This window comes from Odoribacter sp. N15.MGS-14 (assembly GCF_000980245.1).
Lineage (GTDB): Bacteria > Bacteroidota > Bacteroidia > Bacteroidales > Marinifilaceae > Odoribacter > Odoribacter splanchnicus.
Genome location: NZ_LARE01000048.1, coordinates 21,786 through 29,831, shown reverse-complemented (window position 1 = coordinate 29,831; position 8,046 = coordinate 21,786). Strand labels below are relative to the sequence as shown.

Genomic DNA, 8,046 nt, shown 5'->3' with positions numbered 1-8,046 from the left:
AAATTAGCTACAGATACGAATTGTTTACTTGGAGGGATAATAAAGGTTATAATTGAAGATTCACTGATCTTTATCAGAGATGCTAATGAGAAATTATTTGTTTTTGATTTGAATGGGAAATTCCGGAATATGATAGGGGTTATGGGAAATGGTCCGCTGGAATATGCTTCATTATCAGATTTCTATGTTAATTGTCAAAAGAAATTTGTTTGCATTTTGGATCGGATTAAGGGTAAGATTTATCGTTATACTTTTGACGGTCAGTATATAGAGGAGTTTGATTGTGACCGAAGTGTTTTTAATAATGTTATCGATATTCACTATGTGGGAGAGAACAAATTGTTGTTGAATATGAATAATCATATCGGTACGCTTTATAATTATGCTCTGGTAAATGAAAGTAGTTATAAGCTTGAACAATTCTTACACCCTTATCCTGTAGTGTCAAGAGAGCGTATTGCTAATAGAATGCTACCGACAGTCGTATATGGTAACGGAAATATTTTTTATACAGTATTGTTGTCCGATACAATTTATACTATACAGGATGGAGAAAGCAGACCGATTTATTTGTATGAAGGAGGATTAAAACATATTAATTATGAAGCCTTACAGCAGGAAACTCCTTACCAAAGTATTTTTGAGGCAGAGATGAAGCTTATAAAAAAAGGGTATTCAGGAGGACTGTTACAATTATTTCAGTTAAAGGATCATTTATATTTTGAAATTTGCCAGGGGGAAGAATGTTGGAATATTTTTTGGAATCTGAAGGAGCAAACAGGATTTAAATATAATAGCTGTCTTCCTGGAATAAGGATCTTTCCAGGTAAAGTTCAAACTGTATATGAGAATTACATTGTTCGCAGTATATCTGCCTTAGATCTGAAAACGGAATATTTCAGAAAGCATAATTTTAAGGATAGTAGAATCGATGCGGTTAGCCGGGAAGTGTTGGAAGATGATAATCCTGTTCTGTTGTTTTATTATGTAAATACAGAAAGATTGAAAAAGTGAAATATACTTTGTTTACACAGAATATTTACTGGGAAGGATAACTTAAAACATTTAATTGTTTTAATATGAGATACTTTGAGATGAAAGGAATTTTTAGATTCTTATCCGGGATTATGGGTATTACCTGGCTATTATGGGGTGGTTGTAGACCTACAATAAAGGAACATGACCAATCTCTGTCGGATATAACAATAATCGATTTAGATAGTTTGGAGGAAGCAGATCTTTTGTTATCTCATCACCGAGTGGATTCTTTGCGGAAATTTTCTTTTGATGGGTGTTTGCTTACTCTCGCTGATGGTTGGCCCGACAGTTTACGGACCATAAAATTGGAAACTTCATCCGAATGTTTGTTGGGTGCTTTAAAGAAAATTGAGTTTGCAGATTCTTTGATTTTTATAAGTGATTATAACGAACATTTATATGTTTTCGATATGAATGGACGTTTTCTGAACCGAATAGGTGAAATAGGAAGAGATCCAAATCAAGTTAGTGCCATAACTAGTTTTTACGTAGATAAAAATAATAAAGTAGTAGGTGTGTATGATGGCTTTAGGCGTTGTATACACCGCTACTCCTATTTGGGTATCAAATATGATAAGATTACTTGTGGGGAACAGATAGAAAGCGGTAGTATTACCGATGTAAATGTCATTGCTAATCGGGAATTATTGTTGACATTGTCGTGTGGCATTGACGATTTATACAATTATGCTATATTATCGGCTGACGACGGTTCACTGAAAGCATATATTCTTCCTTATCAAGTAAAATATACGGAAAATTCCACTCGGGGTAATCTTTCGTGTTTTGCTCGTCCGGGTGAAAAACTTTGGCTGACGGCTTTGCTATCAGACACGATATATGGATATGCCGATGGAAAAATAATACCGAAGTTTGTGGTTAAGTCCAGTCTTGCAACCATCGATGCCGAAGTTTTTGTTGACAGGAAAGAATGGATTTCTCCTGCTCATGCTATGGCTTTTTTGCGGGATAACGGTTATTCTAAGGGGCAAACTGGGATATGGGCCAATGACCGGTATTTATATTTTGATATGTTTTGTAGAGGCAGTTGGTATAGTATTTATTATGATTATCTGAATCACAAAGGATATAAATCGAAACAGTATTCCCGTGGTAATGTTTTAATGCCCGGTAGATTTCTGACAACCACTTCGGATGCTTTTGTGAGTTATGTTACAGCTTATGATTTTATTCATCAGCCGGAGGGTTGTATCGATGTCGACCGCCCCTTGTGGCGGGATTTGAGAGAACGGACGATGGAGGACGATAATCCGATATTGCTGTTGTATTATATTCGAAAGTAAATAGTTGGTTTGTAACAAAATGAATAATTGAAAGGAGGTGCTTTGTCACTGTGTCTTAGTGTGTATTAGGTCGGCAGTGATGGAGTATGAACTATTTAATATTTGAATTATGAAAAAAAGTAAAATTGTATTTTTATTAAGCATATTATCGGTCTCTGCTTTGACATGTATAGTCTGTGCAGGGAAATCCTTTTTCCGTTTATGGGGCATTGGCCTTAACGAATTTAGAGGCTTTAGCTAATGGAGAAGGAGGAGCGACAGGAACGACTACTGGAGAGTATGTTTATTATGATTTTAATGGACAAAGATGGTATGGGGTAGAGAATGAAGGAACAGGAAAGTGGTTTCCGAAATTCGATAAATGCTATATACAGGGGAAATGGGGAAATCATGTGTATTGTATTATCGGTTCGGGAAATTGTTGGAATGGAACCTCCTGTATTCATTGAATTAAATAATTGATAAATCGGATGTCAGAAAATGAGTTATTATTTTTCTGACATCCATTAAATGAAAAGTGACGATGCTTAGATTACTTAAATTTTTGTTATTATTTTCTTTATTTTTTGTCTCCTGTCGTTCAAAAAATAAAGTCGAACAACCAATGATTAAAGATTTTGATTTATTACAGCGTGCTAATAATGATTATACTACAATAGATTTAGAACATGCGGAAGAATTGGCCTATCGTGAACTTATTGATAGTATTCGTTATATACCCTTAGGAGATGAATGTGGAGTAATGGGAAATATTGCCAATATAATTACTTATAAAGGACGTTTTTATATTCAGGAAGAGCAGTTCGATCGGGTTTTTATTTATGACGATACTGGTAGATGTTTAAAAAAGATAGATAATAAAGGACGTGGTCCGGGCGAATATTTAAGAATAGAATCTATAGATATAAATACGGAAAAAGAGGAACTGATGCTCGTTGATGGTATGTCGGATAAACTTTTTTTTTATGATTTAGACGGGAATTTTAAATCTATTCATTCCATACGGTATTTTCAAACAGAGAATACTCTATGTTTAAGAGATAGTGTATTTCTTCATATATCTGCTCCTTCTCAAAATTTTGGAAATGAGGGATTATATGGATATGCTTTGGTATTGTCAAAAGGTAATGAAAATTTTCTTAAAGGGTATCGTTATTTACCTCTTCAAGTAGGATATAAGGGAGGAGGGCAAATCTTTAAAGGATATGAACGTTCATGTTATCATCCAATCTATTCAGATACAATTTATCAAATATTATCCGATACAACTTATGGACCGATTTTCTATTTTAAAATAAAAAATTCAAGTTGGGAAAAGTATCATAATTCAGATAGATTTGTTGATATAGATGGAAGTGAAGAAGGAGTGTTTACGTTACTTTACGAAAATCAGGATTTTTTTCTAGGATACATAGCCGATAAAAAAAAGAAAGGTAATTATATGCAGCCTTTTTTGTATGATAAAATGAAAGATAAGACTTATCTATTGAGGTGGTGCGATTATTATGAACATTTGAAGGAACTCGACTACTTTGAGGGATATGAGGCACGCGGAATATTTGAAGATTACTTTATTGCTCACGTAAGTTTTTCGACTCTTGATCAATATAATATATTCGAGCGCGTGAAAGATGGGGCTCTTAAAATTACAAATCCGGAGTTGGAAAGAGTAATCCAGAATTTGAATACAGATTCGAATCCGGTTTTGATCCTGACGAAGTTTAAACATTTATGAGCAATGGTTTATGAGATGGCCTTTATTACTGGCTATCGTGGTAAGTATTTTTTAACGGGAAACGAAAATAAATAAGTTATGGTAGATTGGAAAATAAATAGACCGTATGGGGGAGTCTTGTTATTGGGAGTCTTTTTAATTCCTTTGTTATCGTTAGGTCGTGATTATGCTGATGGTATAATTACCGCCAAATATTTCCGTTTTGCAGAAGTTGTCGGGATTGGTTTATTGCTGACATGGATGGTGGCATGGAAACGGAATTTTCAATTCTGCTTCAAATGGGTGGATGTCGGTGTGGTGCTGTTCGCTTTGTATGGGGTGGGAAGTTTTTTGTTGAATGATTTCAGGGGAGAAACGCAAACGTTGTTATTGATATTATTAGTGGGACTGTATTTTGTGTGTCGGGGTTTAGGAGGATGGAAGGTTTCGCAGAGGTTGCTTTTTACCTTTGTTTTATTGCTCGCTGGAAGTATCGAAGCGATATGGGGATTTTTACAGGTATACGGTTGGGTTGATCAGTACCATAGCTTATACCGCTTGACCGGGAGTTTTTTTAATCCGGGCCCCTACAGCGGTTTTTTGGCGGTGATATTACCGGTGGCTTTACATACTCTGTTAGGGCCGAAACCTCTTTGCCGGATTGATAAAATCGTGTACGGACTCGGAGTTATTTGTTTGGTTTCGATCATTCTGGTTTTACCGGCCGGCATGAGCCGGAGTGCCTGGGTGGCTGCTGGAGCCGGTTGCGGAGTTGTTGTGTGGAGGCAGAAACGCTCGAGGGAATACGTTAGGAGGGGAATAGGGCGGATAGGACGAGGTTGGAAAAGATGTTGGCTGGGGGGTATTTTATTACTGGGATTATCGATCGGTGGTGGATTGTATTCGCTGAAAAAGGATTCCGCCGATGGACGTTTGTTGGTATGGAAAATGGATCTGGCGGTGATACATTCCCAACCTTGGCTAGGTGTCGGTATCGGTCGGTATCCGGGTGCTTTAGGAGAAGCTCAGGCGGTTTATTTTGCAAACAGTCCTGCAGATCCGCGGGAAGAATATGTGGCTGATGCTCCTGAATATGGTTTCAATGAGTTTTTGCAATTGGGAGGCGAATATGGGTTGATCGGTTTGTGCTTGTTTTTATCAATAACGGGTATAGCGTTGGGAGGGCTGTTTAAAAGGAACACGCAGCAAACCGGTGGAGTATCGGGCGCTTTAAGCGCATTTCTGGTATTCGCTTGTTTTTCCTATCCTTTGCATATGTTACCGATGGCGATGCTGTTTGTGCTGTTATTGGCGTGGAGTGTGAATGTTGGTACGAAAGGAGTACGGGTAAGACGTTGGGCTGGACAAATCCTGTGGTTACCGGTTATGGTACTGGTGCTTGCCGCTGCCTGGAGATTGGCAGAAAAGGAACCTGCCTATAAAGCATGGAAAACTGCAAAGGCTTATTTCCGTCAGGGGGATTATCAAGAGGCATTAAACCGATATGCACCTTTATTTTCTGCTCTATCCGACCGGCCAGCTTTTTTGTTCGAATTTGGCGAATGTCAATTTCAAAACGCCCAATATGGAAATGCGACGGCGATTTTTTTGTGGGCGGCGGAACTCAGTGCTGATCCGATGGTGTATAATAAGCTCGGGAAAAACTATCAGGCCCTGAAACAATATGACCGGGCCGAAAAGGCTTATCTCCAGGCTGCTCATATGATTCCCCATCGCATTTATCCGCTTTACCTGCTGGCTTTATTGTACCGGGAAATGGGAGATATGGAAAAGACCCGTGATATGGCCCGGCAGGTAATCGACAAAGAACCCAAAGTGTGGTCACCTGCAGTAGAAGAAATGAAGACAGAAATGAAACAATTGTAATGATTTTTGCTTACCCTAAATAATAAATGTGATGATGAAAGTTTTATATTTTTACTTATCTGGCTTGTTGTTGCTGTGGAGTAGCTGTCAGCGCCCGACGATGCTCGATTTTGCGTTGCGGTATGCCGGGGAAAACCGCGTGGAACTGGAAAAGGTACTCGACCACTACCGGGACGATTCGCTGAAGTATCGGGCAGCCGTTTTTTTGATCGGGAATATGCCTTATCATTATTTCTATACAGGTGCGCAGTTGGATAGCCTCAGGCAAGGATACCGGTGGATGCAACGGACCGGACTAAGTGCCAAAGCGGTCAAACACAAATTGTGGAAGACTTTCGGTGAGCCCGATGTCAGGAGGTGGACGAAACGCAACGATGCCCGGTCGGTTACGGCCGATTTCCTTATCCGGCATATCGATTATGTATTCGGGGTGTGGGAGAAGCGCCCCTGGGCTTCGTATTATTCTTTCGAAGATTTTTGCGAATTTGTCCTGCCTTACCGGATTGAAAGGGAACCCCTGGAATTTTGGCAAGAGGCTTATGTGCGGCGTTACGGACGGTTGTGCGACTCGCTCTGTGCCATGAATCCGGATGTGGTGTTTGTCGCTTCGGCTCTGAACGATTATTTACGGGCCGAGCAGAATTGGTATGCATCTTCCGATTTGTCGTTTGTGGAATATGGAGCCTTGCAGTTGCTGGACGAACGATTCGGAGGTTGCCGGGAGTTGTCGGGGTTCAATGTGGCCCTGTTCCGGGCATTGGGGATTCCTTGCGGAATCGACCGGGTGGTGCAGAATCCCCACCGGATCGGTTCGCATATGTGGACGTTTATGGTGGATACCGACGGACGAAAGCTTCCCTACTTATGGAATTACTATAATATCGACCGGGAGGGACGCATGGAAGAAAAGTATGGAAAGGTGTACCGGGATTATTTCAGCGTACAAACTACTAATTGGGCCATGTTTTACCCTGGCGAAGATATTCCGGGGATACTGCAAAATCCTTTTTTACGGGATGTGTCGGACGAATATTTCGGCCGGAATGTAGCGGTTGTACCCTTGTACGATTCGGCGGGCGATGGCCGGTTGTGTTACCTGGCGGTCTTCAATAATGCCGGCTGGTCGCCGGTGGCGGTAGGGACTGCAGCCGGCTTGCAGGGGGTATTCAATAATATCGATACGGCGATTGTTTATTTGCCCGTATACCACAGGGAAGGAAAGTTGACGGCGGCCGGCGATCCTTTTATTTATACGAAAGATCACGAAGTGAAATCCATCCGTGGAGGGAACGAAAGAGTACAAAAGATGCATCTGGTGAAAAAATATACCGGGACGGCTATGGATCGATTGCTGCTGGATTTGATGGTACAGGGGGTATTCGAAGGAGCGAATACGCCGGATTTCCGGGATGCCGTGGTGCTCCACCGGATTACTGAAGTGCCGCTTCCCGATTCGAACTGGGTACGGGTGAACTGTCCGTCGGAATTTCGCTATCTGCGTTACCGGGGGCCGAAAGGTTCCAATAGTTGTATTGCAGAGGCGATGTTTTTCGATGCGGACGGTAAACTGATCCGGGGGGCCTGCATCGGTACACCTTCGGCGGAGAACGGAAAGACCTGGGATTGTACAAAAGTTTATGATGGGAGCAAACATACCTATTTTGCCGCTCAGGATGCCGATATCTCTTGGGCCGGTTTGCAGTTGGCGATGCCTGCCCGCGTCAGCCGGATCTGTTACATTCCCCGGAACGACGATAATTTTGTCAAACCGGGCGACCTCTACGAACTGTTGGTGTGGAACCGGGGACAATGGTACACGATGGGACGGCAGGTGCCCGACACCTATGGACTCGATTATGAGGGAGTTCCTGCCGGACACCTCTACTGGCTGAGGGATCTCACTGAGGGAGTGGAAGAACGGATATTTACGTACGAACAGGGAAAACAGGTGTGGTGGTAGGAAGTTTGTACGATTCTTGCATCTAAAAAAATTTTTGTTGCATTCTTTTTCTTTCGTTCATACTATTTTTAACCTCACTTAACGGAGCGGAAATGGGAGGACAGAAAGAAAAGTAACGGTGGAAAGTAAATCTTTAAAAAATT

General features: G+C 41.0%; 6 protein-coding genes. All 6 read left to right on the top strand.

The window, feature by feature from the left end:
• The coding region (locus WS34_RS10510) for a DUF4934 domain-containing protein (RefSeq protein ID WP_046404695.1) at window positions 1-1,014 on the top strand (1,014 nt) is incomplete at its 5' end.
• 65 nt (window positions 1,015-1,079) lie between these two features.
• On the top strand, window positions 1,080-2,342 hold the full coding sequence (locus WS34_RS10505) for a DUF4934 domain-containing protein (RefSeq protein WP_353743266.1): 1,263 nt from the start codon (window positions 1,080-1,082) through the stop codon (window positions 2,340-2,342).
• 176 nt (window positions 2,343-2,518) lie between these two features.
• A complete protein-coding gene (locus WS34_RS10500) occupies window positions 2,519-2,791 on the top strand; it encodes a hypothetical protein (protein WP_041557064.1) in 273 nt (90 codons plus the stop codon).
• A 74-nt stretch (window positions 2,792-2,865) separates the two neighbouring features.
• Window positions 2,866-4,077, top strand: a complete 1,212-nt coding sequence (locus tag WS34_RS10495; protein ID WP_046404691.1) for a DUF4934 domain-containing protein — start codon at window positions 2,866-2,868, stop codon at window positions 4,075-4,077.
• Between the two features lie 78 nt (window positions 4,078-4,155).
• On the top strand, window positions 4,156-5,943 hold the full coding sequence (locus tag WS34_RS10490) for an O-antigen ligase family protein (protein ID WP_046404689.1): 1,788 nt from the start codon (window positions 4,156-4,158) through the stop codon (window positions 5,941-5,943).
• Window positions 5,944-5,974: 31 nt separating this feature from the next.
• Entirely contained in the window at window positions 5,975-7,903 is a 1,929-nt protein-coding gene (locus tag WS34_RS10485) for a transglutaminase-like domain-containing protein (protein WP_046404687.1), read from the top strand.
• The last annotated feature ends 143 nt before the right edge of the window (window positions 7,904-8,046 follow it).

Excerpts from the sequence above, each read along its gene's own strand:
- WS34_RS10505 (WP_353743266.1), top strand. The coding sequence starts at position 1,080 with ATGAGATACTTTGAGATGAAAGGAATTTTTAGATTCTTATCCGGGATT.
- WS34_RS10495 (WP_046404691.1), top strand. The coding sequence starts at position 2,866 with ATGCTTAGATTACTTAAATTTTTGTTATTATTTTCTTTATTTTTTGTC.
- WS34_RS10490 (WP_046404689.1), top strand. The coding sequence starts at position 4,156 with ATGGTAGATTGGAAAATAAATAGACCGTATGGGGGAGTCTTGTTATTG.
- WS34_RS10485 (WP_046404687.1), top strand. The coding sequence starts at position 5,975 with ATGATGAAAGTTTTATATTTTTACTTATCTGGCTTGTTGTTGCTGTGG.